Here is a 15,588-nt window from a genome sequence, read left to right as displayed (position 1 = left end):
ACGCCAAACGATTCATCAGAGAGTTTTATTTTTTCTGTCATTCTTTTACTGTGGTGAAAGCGTTATTTGAACTAGCAATTCACGGTCAAATTTTTGACTTTCCCAAACTCCATACCTATGGTGTTTTCTCATAACTGATTTAGGATTGCTATATGTCTTAGCCTATCGCTTGATATCGCAGTTAATTATTTAAATTTTCATAGATCAATACTTTCTAAATTCATATCAATATCATCTCGCTACAATAAAGTAACGAGTGCTTAAGGGAGCAGGAGATAATCTTATGGAATCAAAACCACGCATCTTCAAACAAACCGCTAAAGAAACAACTCTACTGTTTGCAGGGGGGGCTGGTGCTGGACTAATCATCTTTGCCCTGTTCGGCGGACTATGGCACATCACTCACTTTTGGTGGGTGATGGCAGCAACTACAATATTTTGCGGTTTATTAGCTGTAGTGTTCCGCCAAAAATTCCAGCAGATGTTAAATGCTTTGATGGACAATGCTCCGGGGATTTAGGAACTTAATTAACTTTACTCACTAAAACAAAGCCGCGTGTCTTACCGGAAACTGTATCTGTGGTGTTTATCGCCTTCCATAAATCCGCGGCTTTCACCCACACTGGTGGATATTTATAACGAGAAACATCCATAATTAAAAATCTATCTGTCTGCTCATTGTAAGCAGCAATTGGTGAAATATGCCCACCTTTTTCTTGACCAATTTCTTTACGTAAATAATTCACTATGACAAAATTATTAGATTGCTTTAAATTTGTCGAAACTAGCTTACGAAACTGTTCTAAATTCGTATCGGCTGCATGATAAACCTTGACTTGGACATCATAACTAGCAATTAATCCGCCTAATTCTGCTAAAGTCATTCCTTGACGAGCGACAACTTCAGGTGCAATGACTTTTTTAGTTTTTTCATTGCTAAAAAAGTTTTCTTGGGTGAACACTCTATAAGGAGAATATTGTGGTGATTCTGGTGCGACAACTCCTAAACCATTTAACACCATCACACTACTAGCAACACCACAAAAAGCTTGATTATGTTGCGTGACAAACTGCATACTCAAAGAAAAGAAATCTTCTCTGGAGCGACTTTGAATTAATAACTTCTCTCCCTCCTTAGAATTAAAAGCAATCAAGTTATTGGAAAGGGGTAATGTTTGAGCAATAACAGTTCCACTAGAAACAAAAAACCAGATAATTGCAGTTTGAAAAGTTGTGTTTAACTTCATAAATTTCCCACTTAAAAACTTCGCGCCTCTGCTCCTCTTCGTGAACCTAACTCCTTAGATTTAAGAAACTCACGCACAACCTCTTTAATATCTCGTAACTCCCCTTCAACTAAATAATTTAACTGCCGCATTTCATCTGCGGAAATTTTACCAGAAAGTTGAGCGATCGCACTTTTCAACTCCGGGTATTTATTCAACACTTCTTGTCTAACAATTGGCGTAGCTTCGTAAGGGGGAAAATATTGTTTATCATCCTTTAATACAGCCAAACCTAAGCGCGTAATTTGTCCATCAGTCGAATTTCCCGCCACCATATCTACTTGCTTCTGCACCAAAGCTCGATATATTAAACCCAAGTCCATAATTTGCGGTGATTTAGAAAAACGCAAATCGTAAGTTTTAGCTAAACCTGGAAAACCATCTTCTCGTTCTAAAAATTCGTAGCCAAACCCGCCGCGCCATTGGGGTGTATATTGGGCAACCTGAGATAAAGTTTGAATATTATATTTCTTGGCATCTTCACCACGAATTACCATTGCGAAAGTATTTTCAAAACCTAAGCTAGGCATCACTTCCAGCTTAAATTTTTGGTCATATATTTGTTTTAATTTCTCGTAAACTACTTTTGGGTCATTGACGGCTTTTTGTTTTAAAATACCAGTAAAAGCTGTACCCGTGTATTCAATATAAGCATCAATTTTTCCAGCCAGAATAGCATTATGACAAACAAAAGAACCGCCTAAACGGGGACGACGGACAACTTTGAGATTAGTTGTTGCTTCAATTTGTTGGGCTAAGAGTTCGCCTAAAATATCTTGTTCGGTAAAATCTTTAGAAGCAACAACAATATCGCCCGTGGTATTATTCGCGCTAGGGTTACAAGCTGCGATCGCCACTACTAAAGTAAAAGTTAAAATAAAAAATATTAAAAATCTTTTCATTACTTATTTAACTTTTAATCTGGTTTCCAACAACCCAATTAACAAATCTGCCAGTAAAGCAATTACGGCGGCTGGTACTGCCCCAGCTAAAATTAAATCATTATTTACTACCGCAATACCGCGAAAAATAAACACGCCTAAACCACCAGCGCCAATAGCAGCCGCAATTGTAGCAACACCAATACCTATCACTGCCGCAACTCTTACACCTGCCAAAATTACACTCATTGCTAAGGGAATTTCGACTTGTAATAATAATTCTTGATCAGTCATTCCCATGCCTCTACCAGCTTCGATAATTGCCGGATCTACACTGGTAATACCTGTGTAAGTATTGCGAATTATCGGCAGAAAAGAATATAAAGTCAAAGCCACAATAGCTGGGACAACACCAATTCCACCAATAATCGGGACAGGAATTAGTAAACCAAATAATGCCAAACTTGGAATAGTTTGCAATACATTGGCAATACCCAAAATGGGTTGACGCAAACGAGTTTGACGGGTAATTAAAATACCTAAAGGAATGCCAACAAGTGTGGCAATTGTAATGGCAATGCTTACCAAAAATAAATGTTCCAGCGTGTGCTGTAAAATTTCTGGGGCATACTTAATCAAGAAAAAGTCTTTCATAAATTGTCTTGCAGAGAACGCAGACATTGAAGAAAAGCCAGGCTTTCTGGATGTTGCGATCGCAGAAACTCCTCCTTTGTACCTAATACTACCAGTTCTCCGTCATACATTAACCCAATTCGAGAAGCTAAGACAAACGCCTCTTGGATATCGTGCGTTACAAACACCACCGTCTTACCGAGTTCTTGCTGTAACCGCCGAAACTCCTGTTGCAATTCTAAGCGCGTAATAGGGTCAAGTGCGCCAAAAGGCTCATCCATTAACAAAACTGGGGGATCTGCGGCTAACGCTCTCGCTACGCCTACCCTTTGTCGCTGTCCCCCCGAAAGTTGATGGGGATAACGCCCAGCAAACTGCACAGGATCTAACCCTACCAATTGCAACAATTCATAAACTCTTGTTTTAATTTGTTTCGGTTTCCAACCTTCTAAACTAGGAACTAAACCAACATTACGTTCTACTGTGAAATGGGGAAATAAACCAGTTTCTTGAATTACATAACCAATTTTGCGCCGCAGTTTAATTTCATCCCATTGACTTGTCAGAGTTCCATCAAATACGACTTCACCTGTGGTTGGCGTAAACAGACGATTAATTAATTTCATCGTGGTAGTTTTACCGCTACCACTGCGTCCAAGTAATATTAATGCTTCTCCTTGACGAATCGAAAAATTAAGATTTGATACTAAATTGCGACGGTTGCGGCTAAAGCTGACATCGCGGAATTCAACAGCAATTGAGCGATTTTGCGACATAGTTGACTGTTGGTCGTTAACTTGAAGCTATTATTACTGATTTTGCTAATAAGTAAATATAGACTTTTGTCTCACGCATAGACGCGGTAGCGGCTTCCCGCAGGGTAGGCGCAAAGGCGCAAAGGCGCAAAGAGTAAGATGTCATTACGAGGAGGTATAGGTCTGTAAGTGTTCAAAACCCTTATATAGCAATCCTAAATCATTTGTGAAATTCTCTTTCTTTTCTTTCTTTGTGTCCTTTGCGTCCTTTGCGGTACCCTTCTCCCAAAGGGAGACGCTACGCGAACGGGAAGCCGCTTCGCGTCTACGTTAAAAAAAATACTTTTTCACAACTTCAGATAGGATTGCTATACCCTCACAGACAACCATTGTGCGTAATGTTGATGTTAAAATCGAGTTTCATATTCAAAGAACAGTAGATTTTCATTGCCCAAATCGGTTGCGCCGCGTACTAAAATTTCGTCATTGAGTCGATAAAGGACGTTGTAACGGAAGGACGCATCACTACTAAATAATGGTCGTGATAAAGAAACAGAAAAATCTCGATTTAGGTTGAATACACCTTCGGCTGATAAATCGAGAACTGATGAGCGTCTTGCTGTTTGATCTGTAATGGGAGTAGGAAAGATGCGAAATTCACTAAAACCAATTGCTTGACCGATCGCAGTAATCGTACCTTGTAAACTACCTAAAATCGTCGTGCCAGCAAAATTAGTTAACCCTTGGGTGATATCTCCGGTTTGAGCAAAATTATTCAAAATTGAGCCACCCAGTAAAGCGACAATTTCTCCTTGACTGCGGCGGGGTTGACTTGTCAATTCTAAATTTTCGTTTAATCTACTAGCACGTCCTGTCACCCTTGCTTGTACGCGCACGGTGCGTAAAGTGCCAAAATTGATCGCAGAAGCATCGCTGATTTCTGCCGATGCAGGGGATCTTAAAATCCGATTATTGATTGCTGAAGTTTCAGGGACGATCGCTAACAGTCGCACATTCAAGGTAGGATCAAGTCCTTGACTGGGGGTAAAGATGGCTGTTTGTTCATAGCCGCGTTCTAAGGTGAACTCGGTGCTAAATAAACTGACTCTTCCGCCTGTTAATCGAATTTCTCCTTCGGGGAGAGGTTTGGCTAATGTACCGTTAATTGTTAAGTCACCTTTGGCGTTAAAACTGAGTATGGGTTGACTAAAGCCGCCTACTCCCGGTACAAAACTGAGTAAAGATTGACTTGTCACCCGCACATCATCACCCAAACTCAAGCGTAAGTTGTCAAACGCCACAGGTAAATTAGGTCTAGTTACAGCAGCAGTAGTCGTAGAGTTAGGTTTAGTTTCTGTGGGTGTAACGGCACTAATATTGATGTCAATATTATCGTTTGTTGTTGGTTGAGTGTTAGCAGTGGTGGAGTTGCCAATAATTACCTGTCCATCACTCAGTTCAATTTCACCGCCAATTTGTGGTTTGAGTGCTGTTCCTTGAATCACCGCATTACCGCTCACACCACCTGCATACAAACCAGGAACTTGAAAATCTAGGGGTTTTTCTATTAATACTGTCAAAGGATTGGTTGTATTGGACTGGGGTGTAAAAATTGGCAAAATTCCCGATGCTGTGACTAACCCTTGATTGTAATTAGCTTGAATACCTTCTATATTTATTATATTGCCGTTAAACTGGGCTGTTCCCGTGACATTTGTGAGCGGTTCCGATAAAGCTTGAGCGCGAATAGTAGCATTATTCAATGTGGCATTGCCGTTAATAATTGGCTGGTTTAAAGTCCCGCCAACATTCACAGCCACTTGTCCTTGTCCATCTAGCCATGAGACTTGATTGTTAGTCAGCAGATTTAACAGTGTTAAACCTTCGTTACTCACATTCGCCTGGACACTAATTTGATTACTAGCTGGTTTGGCAAAGGTAAAAGGTAAGGGTGCAGGAATACTACCTGTAGCTGTGATGGGTTGAGTTCCTGTCAGCAGTAGCGTACTGTCAAAATTTAAGCGGGCATTTTCGTAGGCAAATTTTACCTGTCCTGTCTGCACTGGTTGGTTATTCAGAGTCGCATTCGCCAGTGATACTTCACCATTTACGCTGGGGTTGAGGAAATTACCTTGTAAATTAGCCACAGCATTCACTTCACCTGTGACATCTAGCGGATATTGGGCAATAAACGGCTGAAATAAAGATAGCGGTAAACTCTCTACATTCAACTGTCCCGCCAGTTGATTCAAGCCTAATTTGCCGGCAAAAGCTACCTGTCCTTGATTGATGCCAATACTCAAGGGTGAAAGTGTCACAACACCATTGGCAAAATTACCTTGAGCTATCACTTGATTAATCGTATATTGTCCCCATTGCCAGTTATTACCTTGGAGATTAAACCCAGCATTCAACCCAGATTTTAAAGAACCACTGGCTACTAAGGTTCCATTCAAAGCACCCGTTAATTCTGCCAAGCTGGGTAAAGGCGGCGCTTGTTTTTTGTCTTGCTGTTGTTGCTGTTCTGCGACTGTGGCAATTTTAGAGAAATATTCGAGTTGGGTTTTTAAGTCTGCATTTGGTAAGCGCACAGATGTGGTGTTGAGTGCGGTTGCACCTGCTAGTGTGGGTGGTTCTGTACCTGTACTTAAATCTTGAAAATCGTAGATATTAAACGCTTGTAAAAGTTCTTGTATTCTCGTTTCTACTAAATTCGCTTGGACTTGAAATTGGGGGTTATTGCCAGTTTGCACACTCCCACTCAGGGCGATGCTACTTTCTCCCAGACGTAAGAGACCATTAGTTAAGTTAGCCGAACCATTGGCATAGTTAAAACTACCACGAAATTCTTCAGCTGAAACTCTGGCAACACGGGGCTGAGAAATTGCCACATCTCCCGCCAAGGCATAATTATTCAGATTAACTACTAAATTGCCTGATAATTGCCCACCCAAGGGTTTTAAATTATTGTTAGGTAAAAAGCCGCCAACCAAAGCGATGGGAAATTGTTGGGCGTTGATAATTAAATTATCTCCCTCGGTTCTACCTGTGGTGACAGCGCCATCACGCCGGACTAAAAAGGAAGTTGGGCGATAATTACCATCGAGGTTCAAAGCTATCCTATCTTGTGTACCTGCGAGGCGCAGACTTCCCCCTTGTCCGCCTTGAAAATTCACATTACCAGTTAAAACGGGGTCAAATGCCACGTTTCCGACATTGAAATTCCGCAGTCGTACATTACCTGTGGCTTGGGGGACTTCTGGAGTACCTGTGACTCGCCCATTAAAATCGATAAAACCTGATAAGGCGATATCTCCGGGAACTTGCACACCAGTATTGTTGAGGTTGAAATTCTGCGCCAGGACATCAAAATTAAAGCCGGTGATTTTCGGTGTACCTGTTGCTGGTAATTGTACAGCGATCGCACCACTCGCACTTACCCCCGGTGTCGTCGCCCGTGGCACAATAATTTGCTGACCATTCCAGCGAAACTCGGCTGACAATGGTTGTGCTAACTGTGCTATTCCTTGGTTGGCGCGGAGTTGTCCGGCGGCGCGAATATCTGCTAAGGCAAAAGATTTTGTATTCCCAGCCACCTGCACATTCCCATTCAGCCTACCGCGTAGTTGGGGTGAAAAACGGTTGAGTTGAATTTGAGAAGCATTTGCCACTGCTTGCCAGCGACCATTATTCAGGTTAGCATCCCTAATGTTAACTGTACCCCCCGCCACACTCAAGTTTGCTTGTCCAGAAGCTTGAATAGTTTCTGGTTGGAAAGATTTCGTGCTGCCTGATAAATTCACAGAAGCACTAGTTAATACTCCCTGAAATTGGGCAGGAATCTGGGAAAAACGGCTGAGTTGAATTTGGGAAGCATTCGCCACTGCTTGCCAGCGACTATTATTCAAGTTAATATCCCTGATATTGACTCTACCCCCCGCCAGGTTGAGATTTGCTTCCCCTGTGGCTTGAAAAGATTTCGTACTACCCGACAAACTCACCGATGCACTCGTTAATACACCTTGGAATTGGGCGGGAATTTCTTTAAATCGGCTTAACTGAACTTTTTCGGTATTAACAACAGCTTGCCAACGGTTTTGGGAAACCCGCCCCTTAGCAGTGATGGTATTACCTGCTACATCAAACACAGCCGTTGGCAAAACAAGATTCTGCCCTTGTTGCTCAATTACTGCTGCACCGATAGTTGGGTAGGTAGCATTCGGCGCTTGTACTTGGGCGACTGTCCGCAAATTCCCCAGATAGCCAAACACCCTAGCATTGGCTGAGACATTCCCAACTTTGATGCTAGATGCAGAGTTGTTGGTTTTGGCGATGACATCCCCTGGCAAATTTTGGGCGAGAACATTCAACAATACTCTACCTTGGGGCGCTAGTTGCACTTGACCACCGCCGACAATTTGCCCTCCGGCTGGTGGTTGCACTAAGATTCTGGCAATGTTGAGGATTAAAGGTTGTTTGCCGAGGGAGCCAGTGATTTGTGTATTAGCTGAGACATTACCGATGCTAATTGGTGGTGTAAACCCGTATCTTTGCGCCAGTATATCTCCTGAAATACCTTCGGCTTGTAGGTCAAATTTTACTCGACCCCCTAATATTGCTTGACCACCACCTGTAATGATTCCACCTGCGGCGGGAACAAGTTTGAGATTTGAGACGGTGATTTGAGAAGCATTTTTATTGACATTGAGGCGAAAGTCAGTATTGACAGCTTGGAACTGCACCCGGTCAACTTGCAGAGGTTTGGTGTTGCTGACTGTACCGCTAAGAACTGGCTGTTGCAGAGAACCTTGCACCTTGACCTTGGCTTGGACTTCTCCAGTGGCGACAACGGGAGATTTAACGTTGAAGGTATCTAAAAGATTTTTCGCACTGACGGGTTTTACCTGGGCAGAAAGGTCAAAACCTGTTTTGAGATTGACTGTACCATTTGCCAGGAGAGGAACTTTGCCCAAATTTGTGGTGAGATTATCTAATGCGATCGCCTGACCTTGAAATACTAATCTACCGTTAGAATTAATGAAGCGTTGGGGTATATTTTGAATTTGGGCTGTGACTTGATACGGAGTAGCTGTCCCGGTAATCGCTATCTCTGACGCATTTGCAGGAATCTGCACACCCAAGTCAGCACTAACTCTTCCTGCTTGCAAAACAATGGGTAACTGAATTAATCGACTAACATCAGATGCTAGTAAACTTTGGGCGACAACCTGTAGATTAGTTTTTTGTGCTTTTGGTTGTGTTGACCCAGTAATTTTAACCGCACCACCTCTAGCAAATTGACCATTAATTTCGTAACCAATCTCTGTATTATTTGGTGCAAATCGCGCCCCACCAGCGAATTGATTAATTATTACAGAACCTTTTGGTTTAGTTGGTGCAGGGGCTGGTAAAAGTTCTACACTGCCATCAACAATTTGCAGTGTTTGTAATTGCGTTTGAATAATTCCTTGACCTTCGCCACTGTTCACCTCTGCTGTCACCCAACGACCATCTTGATCTTGTTGAATAAACACACGCGGCTGCACCAAAGTGACATTTAACGGTAGTGTACGGCTGAAAATGACTGGTAACAGCGCAAACTGCACCTCAACAGCCTTTGCTGTTACTTGGTCAGCATCAGTAGATGTTGCAGGTATGGATAAAGAACTAAATCTCAGGCTCGAAAGTGAAAAAGACTCCACTTGTCCTAGATTAATTGGTCGTCCTAGTAATTGTTCTAGATTTGTCTCTACTAACGGCGCTAAATCGTTATATACATAATTTCTTGCCCACCAAATTCCTGATGCAATACCAGCAAGCAAGAAAATTCCTATAACTAAACTACTACGACTGAAAAGTAGGAGATATAAACGACGGTTAATTGGCTCCTGATCATTCTCTGAGTTGGGAGGGCGCGTCATTTCCGTTACCAGCAACGCTATCGAGTAACAAAGTTTATTATTACCCGAAAACACCATAGTTGTTTTGCCGAAGTTTTCAAAACTTGTTCTAGATAGATTAGTAGTTCCTTCTAATGAGGGATGGCAGGAAGCAGAAGGCAGGAAGCAGAAGGCAGGAGGTAAAAGTTAGGATTTTTGCTTTTTAAGTTTTATACCCTCATATCCTTATATCCTCATCACCAAAATACCTTGGTTACTGAGCGCAGTCGAAGTACACCCTCATCTTCCTGACTAAGTTTTGAGCATTAATTAACAGTCTATTTGCTACGTTAATAGGAAAAATTTGAGAAAAGTTGATTTAAAGTAAAAAAAGTTACATCATTTAAGGTTTCATCTTCCGGCATTGTCTCATAGACTAGGGGCAGCAACCTTATTAAAACTGGCTGAGGAAAGTGGAAATTGACTGAGACAAACAACTTAAATTCTCCGTTCCAGGATGTGTCCCGTAGAGAATTGCGAGATTTAGTCAGAACTCAACTGCAAATGCTGTTAGAAGCAGCAGATTTACAAGCGGCAAAATCAATTCTTGTACCCGTACAACCTGCGGATATTGCTGAAGCAATTGAAGGTTTACCGGAAGCGATGCACGCTTTAGCTTTTCGTTTACTTTCTAAAGATGAAGCGATCGCAGTTTACGAGTATCTTGACTATAGTGTACAAGAACGATTAATTGAAGAATTAAAAAGTCAAGAAGTTCGTGATATTGTCGATCAAATGTCTTCGGATGACAGAGCAAGATTATTTGATGAATTACCTGCCAAAGTTGTCAACCGTTTACTAGAACAATTAAGTCCGGTAGAACGTCAAGCTACGGCTTTGCTGTTAGGTTATGAACCTAATACAGCCGGACGAATTATGACTTTAGAGTTTATTTCTCTCAAGGAAAATATTACAGTTACTCAGGCTCTAGAGCGGATTCGTCGTTTAGCTAATGCCAGCGAAATAATTTACTATCTCTACGTCACAGATGCAGAAAGACGCTTGACAGGGATTGTATCTTTGCGAGATTTGGTAACATCTCAACCAGAACAAATCATTGGGGAAATTATGACCCGTGATGTGATATTTGTTCGCACAGATACAGACCAAGAAGAAGTAGCAAGAGTTATCCAAAGATATGACTTTTTAGCTGTACCTGTAGTAGACAAACAACAGCTTTTAGTTGGTATTGTTACGGTTGATGATGTAATTGATATTTTACAAGAAGAAACCACCAAAGATATTTATGCGTTAGGTGGTGGTGTACAGTCGAGTGGCGATAATTATTTCCAGATGAACTTGATGGAAGTTGCTCGTAAACGAGTCGTATGGTTATTTGTTTTATTAATTACTAATACTGTTACAGGCACAATTATTAAATCCCAAGAAGATATTTTAACCAAAGTAGTTACGCTAACAGCATTTATTCCGTTATTAACAGGAACAGGCGGTAACGTTGGCGCTCAATCTTCGACAGTAGTAATTCGGGGGATGAATACTGAAGAAATTCGCTCACTCGGCACATGGCAAGTAATTGGCAGAGAAGCGATCGCTGGTTTACTCTTGGGTGGTATGCTGGGGATTATCGCTACAATTTGGGCATATTTTTTACAAGGCAGAATTGAAGTTGCGATCGCCGTCGGTACTAGTTTAGTGGCGATTTCGGTTTTAGCTTCGGTTTCTGGTTCCACACTGCCATTTTTATTTCGGATGTTACGTTTAGACCCGGCTTTGATGTCTGCACCATTTATCACCACAGCCGTTGATGTCTTAGGGGTCTTGATTTATTTCAATTTGGCACGGGTAATTTTAAAGTTATAGCAAGAGGCACTCCGGCAAAGCCGGAGAAGTCAAAAGTAAAAAATCAAAAGTCAAAAGTAAACAGATGGATAAAATTTACCCATCTGTAGCAAGTAAGCGGAGGTATAAACTTGTGTATTAGTTAGCGTGTGCTAGTTGTGGAGATTCAATCGCGGAGAATTTCACAGCCTTGGCGAACTCTTGCAGCACGTCTTTTAGCCGTTGTTCCAGTTCCTCATCTAGCAGGACGCTATCATCAGGTTGCTTTTGAATTTGTTTGTCAACTGCATACACGGTGGCGAGAATATGCCGTGCGCCTAACTCGCCTAAGATGGGTTTCAGGGCATATTCAATGGCTAACAAATGGGCAATTGTGCCGCCAGTTGCTAAGGGTAACACGACTTTGCCAGTCAATGATTTTTGCGGGAGTAAGTCTAAAAATGCTTTGAGTATGCCTGTATAAGCAGCTTTGTAGATTGGGGTGGCAATAATTACGCCGTCGGCTTGGGCTAATAAAGCTTTGGGTTGTTCTAAGGCGGGGCTGTCATACTTGCCAAAGACTAAATCTTCCGCAGGTAAATCGCGCACAGAAATAATATCTATGTGTAGACCTTCTTTTTCTAATAGTTTGGCAGCATATTCCAAAATTCCGTAGGTTCTGGAAGGATGGGAAGGACTACCAGCGATCGCTAAAATCCGAGTCATGTAAATACACTCCTAATTTATACAATTAATTCACGGTGATTTTGTCTTGGTCTGCATAGCCTCGGCTGTGTTGACCTTCTCACTTAAACGTTCGTAGGGGCGGCGTAAACTCATAGTCTCAACTTCCCAGATGTAGCCATGAATCACCACATCATCGGGAATCAACGGAGATTGACGTAACAATTCCACCTGCTGTTTGCAGATTTCGTCCACATCGGTAAAGGTTTTAATCCATTTGGAAAACACACCTTTGGGTAGTTTCAACTCTGGTAAGGCGGGATCAACTGCAACTGCATCTACATCAATCCCTCGGCTGCGTAACACTTCACTCAGAAAGTCTCCAGAAGCACTCATCATGCCGCACTCGGTATGGTTAATCACAATAATTTCTTTGGTGTTAAAAAACTGTGTGGTTAACATCGCCGACCGAATGGCATCATCTGTAACTAACCCGCCAGCGTTACGAAAAATATGTGCATCGCCTTCGCCAATTCCTAAAGCTTTTTCTACTGGTAAACGTTCGTCCATGCAGGCTAGTACCCACAAGCGTTTATTGTTGGGTATGCCTAACTGTCGCCGCAATGACCAAGCTTCTTTTTGGGCAATTTGTTCGTCAATTTGTTGATGTAACATAGCGGCTAATCTCCCATTCCTTGACTTTTTAGGATATGGACGCAGCTTTGTGCTGAGGCTGCTGCTTCAGAAATTCTTCATTAGCAACAATCTCGCCAAAGGGACTGATGATGTGTTGTTCTTCAACTTTGGGCAAGTTTTCTAACGGCAAACGGGGGAATAATAATTCTGCAACGCGATAAGCTTCTTCTAAATGGGGATAGCCAGAAAGAATAAAGGTTTCAATTCCCAAGTCTGCATATTCCTGCATTCTGGCGGCGACTGTATCGGGATCACCTACCAGTGCTGTACCTGCCCCACCGCGCACTAAACCCACACCCGCCCACAAATTTGGACTAATTTCGAGTGTTTCGCGGCTACCTTTGTGTAGCTGACTCATGCGGCGTTGCCCTTCCGAATCCATCCGCGCATAAACTTTTTGGGCTTTGGCGATCGCTTCATCATCCACATAGCGAATCAATTGATTAGCTGCGTCCCAAGCTTCAGTTTCAGTTTCCCGCACAATAACGTGCAGCCGAATGCCAAACCGTAAAGTTCTACCTTCAATCTCTGCAAGTTTGCGAACTGCGGCAATTTTCTCAGCAACTTGCGCTGGTGGTTCACCCCAAGTTAAATAAACATCTACGTGCTTGGCGGCGATTTTTTGGGCAATGGCTGAGGAACCACCAAACCATAACGGCGGATAGGGTTGCTGTACAGGCGGAAACACAATTTTGCCGCCTTGAATATCTAGATACTCACCTTTGAGGTCAACTGTTTCGCTACTAACAAGCGATCGCCATACCGTCAAAAATTCATCTGTTAATTCATAACGCTCATCGTGATCCAAATGCAAGCCATCTCCAGCCGCCTCCACCGGATCACCACCCGTCACGACATTAATCAACAACCTCCCCCCAGACAGGCGGTCAAACGTCGCCGCCATCCTCGCGGCTAACGTTGGCGACATCAAACCCGGACGTATCGCCACCAAAAAACGCATCCGTTGAGTTAATGATACTAGAGTTGATGCCACAACCCAGGCATCTTCGCAAGACCTACCCGTAGGTAATAAAGCCCCTGTGTAACCCAGGTCATCCACTGCCTGTGCAATTTGCCGAAAATATTGAAAGCTAACAGTTCTACCGCCTGTTGCTGTTCCTAAGTAGCGCCCATCGCCGTGGGTAGGGATGAACCAGAGTAGCTGCATGAATCCTATCCTTTTTAACTCGGTAACTTTATCGATTTACCGTACTTTATCTTGGATTAAGAGTATCACACATTGAACCCAGGGAAGCAAGGGACTTTGGCAAATTTCTGCTTTTAGTCCCCGACTCCCTCACTGCTGAACCCATTAGCGAGTCTTCTCCCAAAAGGAGACGCTTTCCCGCAGGGTAGGACGCAAAGTTATAAGAGGTTGAGGGAGTTATTGGGTAAGTCTTGGAATTTTTCATTGGATTTCTTGACTTTAGCAATCCAACCTTGATATAAATTCAAAATCTCTGCATAAGGAACAGTAGTTTCTGAGATTAAATAAAATAGCGGCTGGGCAAAATTTTTGGGGAATAATTTGTGGAGAATTTTGGCGGAAATGTCTCTAATCAGATACTCAATAAATAAACCCTGGGATAAAGGAAACGCATGATTTCCCAGTTCTACTAAAGCATAACCATCGGGCTGACGGCGCACAGTAAATTGTGCGATCGCCTGTGGGATATTATCAGAATATTCATCTAAAAGCTGGTCAAATATCAATACATCTTCCAGAGCAGCATTGCAACCTTGACCAATGGATGGAGATACAGCGTGAGCCGCATCACCTATTAGCAATACACTATCACCATAATGGTAACTTTGACAGCGAACTGTTAACACTGTTGATGGTTGTTTATTACCAAAAGCTTCCGCCTCTGATGCTGGCATTAATTGACCAATGTCTGGAAAATTTGCTTGAAAAAAGTTTAATACTTCTTGCTGGGTGGCAAGATTAGCTACTTGATTTTGCTGACGAGGAAAGTGAATAATTCCACTCATAGTTTTGCCTAATTGATGGAGTAAGAACACAACTGTGCCATCTTTCAGCATCCAAGAATGGATTTTATCTGCGGCTAAATTAATCTTGGAGTTAGCATCAAGATTAGGTAAGAAAAACGATTTATAATCTGTGGGAATATATTTTTGTTCACAGGGAAAATTTGCGGTCAACTTCAAACTTTCTCTAACCGCCGAACAGGCTCCATCAGCACCAACTAAAAAATCATAATGAACAGTAACAACTTCTTCTGATACTTCAGATTTATTGATAACTGTTAAAGTTTTAGTCGCAAAATCAACTTGCTGACATTGACAGTCAAAGTGAATATTTAAGCGATGATGATACTTATTAGTTAAGTCTTCTAAAATTGCGATCGCTAAATTTGTTCTATCAAGGGTGAATAAAGGATTTTGTCGCGGACTATATCTAGTTTTCCCATTCCTTTGATGAAAAATCGTGCCATTCATAACTAAACTTATATCTTTGACTGCTGCTTCTAATCCCTCAATTTGTCTTAAAGCATACATACCTCTCTCGTTGAGAGAGATAGGATAAGTCCTGGATTTAGAAAAAGCTACAATTCTAGGATCACTGCGACGCTCATAAATCTCTACTTGATAATTATCACCACGACGTAACAAATACTGAGCTAATAAAAGTCCACTTGGGCCAGCGCCAACAATCACTACTTTTTTTAGCATAAGTTTAGAATTGATATATGGATGATGAGAATAATTTGCAAGTTTGCCAGTCAAAATTCCGTATTCTGCTAGATAGAAAGTTTCATAGTCTCATATTAATTATTATCAAAATCCAAGTAATTTTAGATTCCTAGGTCTATGAAATGATCATAGTTTGAATAACTATATTAAATTATTAAATTAATTTATAATATTTATGGCGAATTAAAAAATCACTAATCAAACTTATATGGTAATACAA

At 41.8% G+C, this 15,588-nt stretch carries 11 protein-coding genes and 1 pseudogene; 3 read left to right on the top strand and 9 right to left on the bottom strand.

The genetic code is table 11. The annotated features are described in order from the left end of the window. Both H6G28_RS19255 and H6G28_RS19250 read left to right on the top strand, forming a co-directional pair. Nucleotides 1–134 (top strand): annotated as a pseudogene (locus H6G28_RS19255) (IS630 family transposase); the annotation flags it as partial. 149 nt (nt 135–283) lie between these two features. After that, the gene (locus H6G28_RS19250) at nt 284–520 is read left to right on the top strand and encodes a hypothetical protein (protein ID WP_190588855.1); all 237 of its coding nucleotides are present in this window, start codon (nt 284–286) and stop codon (nt 518–520) included. Nucleotides 521–524: 4 nt separating this feature from the next. On the opposite strand, the gene H6G28_RS19245 is transcribed toward H6G28_RS19250, so the two are convergent. The 5 genes from H6G28_RS19245 to H6G28_RS19225 form a co-directional block, all read right to left on the bottom strand. Further along, nucleotides 525–1,247 (bottom strand): phytochelatin synthase family protein, encoded by a 723-nt coding sequence (locus tag H6G28_RS19245; RefSeq protein ID WP_190673212.1) that lies wholly within the window; start codon nt 1,245–1,247, stop codon nt 525–527. 11 nt (nt 1,248–1,258) lie between these two features. Beyond that, complete coding sequence (locus tag H6G28_RS19240) at nt 1,259–2,188, bottom strand: glycine betaine ABC transporter substrate-binding protein (RefSeq protein ID WP_190673209.1); 930 nt, start codon at nt 2,186–2,188, stop codon at nt 1,259–1,261. A 3-nt stretch (nt 2,189–2,191) separates the two neighbouring features. Continuing rightward, complete coding sequence (locus tag H6G28_RS19235) at nt 2,192–2,821, bottom strand: ABC transporter permease (protein WP_190673206.1); 630 nt, start codon at nt 2,819–2,821, stop codon at nt 2,192–2,194. Beyond that, the gene (locus H6G28_RS19230; protein WP_190673202.1) at nt 2,818–3,576 is read right to left on the bottom strand and encodes an ATP-binding cassette domain-containing protein; all 759 of its coding nucleotides are present in this window, start codon (nt 3,574–3,576) and stop codon (nt 2,818–2,820) included. Before H6G28_RS19230 ends, H6G28_RS19235 begins: the two co-directional genes overlap by 4 nt. 386 nt (nt 3,577–3,962) lie before the next feature. Further along, a complete protein-coding gene (locus H6G28_RS19225; RefSeq protein ID WP_190673187.1) occupies nt 3,963–9,476 on the bottom strand; it encodes a translocation/assembly module TamB domain-containing protein in 5,514 nt (1,837 codons plus the stop codon). A 438-nt stretch (nt 9,477–9,914) separates the two neighbouring features. Here H6G28_RS19225 and mgtE point away from each other — a divergent pair, with 438 nt between their 5' ends. Beyond that, a complete protein-coding gene (mgtE, locus tag H6G28_RS19220) occupies nt 9,915–11,315 on the top strand; it encodes a magnesium transporter (protein ID WP_190588845.1) in 1,401 nt (466 codons plus the stop codon). Nucleotides 11,316–11,432: 117 nt separating this feature from the next. Here the strand turns inward: mgtE and ssuE are convergent, their stop codons facing one another. The 4 genes from ssuE to H6G28_RS19200 all read right to left on the bottom strand — a co-directional run bounded on the left by ssuE (nt 11,433) and on the right by H6G28_RS19200 (nt 15,347). Beyond that, nucleotides 11,433–11,999, bottom strand: coding sequence for an NADPH-dependent FMN reductase (gene ssuE, locus H6G28_RS19215; RefSeq protein WP_190588843.1), 567 nt, complete (start codon nt 11,997–11,999; stop codon nt 11,433–11,435). A gap of 30 nt (nt 12,000–12,029) precedes the next feature. Beyond that, nucleotides 12,030–12,632 carry a beta-class carbonic anhydrase gene (locus H6G28_RS19210; protein WP_190673175.1) on the bottom strand — a complete coding sequence of 201 codons (603 nt, stop codon included), beginning with the start codon at nt 12,630–12,632 and terminating at the stop codon, nt 12,030–12,032. Between the two features lie 28 nt (nt 12,633–12,660). Continuing rightward, a complete protein-coding gene (gene ssuD / locus H6G28_RS19205; protein WP_190673172.1) occupies nt 12,661–13,821 on the bottom strand; it encodes an FMNH2-dependent alkanesulfonate monooxygenase in 1,161 nt (386 codons plus the stop codon). 197 nt (nt 13,822–14,018) lie between these two features. Then, on the bottom strand, nt 14,019–15,347 hold the full coding sequence (locus H6G28_RS19200) for an FAD-dependent oxidoreductase (protein ID WP_190673168.1): 1,329 nt from the start codon (nt 15,345–15,347) through the stop codon (nt 14,019–14,021). Nucleotides 15,348–15,588: the final 241 nt, after the last annotated feature.

The organism is Nostoc sp. FACHB-190, assembly GCF_014696905.1.
Lineage (GTDB): Bacteria > Cyanobacteriota > Cyanobacteriia > Cyanobacteriales > Nostocaceae > Nostoc_B.
This window is presented reverse-complemented; position numbering and strand designations above follow the sequence as displayed.